The sequence below is a fragment of the Pseudomonas sp. EA_65y_Pfl1_P113 genome (assembly GCF_963970525.1).
Lineage (GTDB): Bacteria > Pseudomonadota > Gammaproteobacteria > Pseudomonadales > Pseudomonadaceae > Aquipseudomonas > Aquipseudomonas tritici.
Window position 1 is genome coordinate 1 of sequence record NZ_CAXAQM010000204.1, and the last position, 649, is coordinate 649.

The 649-nt window shown below is 60.7% G+C and carries 2 pseudogenes; one reads left to right on the forward strand and one right to left on the reverse strand.

What is annotated here, in order from left to right:
- Positions 1–154 (reverse strand): annotated as a pseudogene (locus AACY52_RS32445) (permease DsdX); the annotation flags it as partial.
- A gap of 370 nt (positions 155–524) precedes the next feature.
- On the opposite strand from AACY52_RS32445, the pseudogene AACY52_RS29135 reads away from it, so the two are divergent.
- Positions 525–649 (forward strand): annotated as a pseudogene (locus AACY52_RS29135) (LuxR C-terminal-related transcriptional regulator); the annotation flags it as partial.

The following is a 649-nucleotide window of genomic DNA, read 5'->3' on the forward strand; positions in this document are numbered from 1 at the left end:
TGTCGGCAATCGGCAGGCCGGCGATGATGCCAACGACGAACGCGCCCGACAGCAAGGCGACGAAGGGATGCAAGCGCCCGCGGACGATCAGCACGATCGACAAGCCGATGCCGAGAATGGCGGCCAAAATCAGGCGATAGTCCTCGGGCCTCATCGCGTGTGCGCCGCGATCAGCGCGGTGGCGGGCACGGTGCGCCCATGCGCCAGCGATTGCGAATGGACCATCGGACCCCCTTCTCCGCCGCAGTCTCTCGCAATGTGCGGGCTGCGTAGGAGTATCTGTACGACAACAATGCGCAATATTCCAAGATTATTCGCGTCAAATCGGCAAAAATTGTAATATGCGCTTGAATCTGTCCAACCAATTTGAATAGGATCAAGCCATCGAGACTCGCATCGAGTTTCGTTCGATCGGCAGAAGCCGACAGTCGGACGCGACGTGTGCCGTCACGCCGCGAAAGGGGGAGAGGGCTTAGATGACGAGGCAGCAAATAGCGGTGAGCGAGGCCACGCTGGACCGAGACGCTTCGGCTCCCTTCGCTCGCCTGACCCCGACACAGCGCAAGGTCCTCGACGGCGTCTATTGCGGCCAGCTCAACAAGCAGATCGCCTATGAGCTCGGCGTCTCCGAGGCCACCATCAAGGCGCA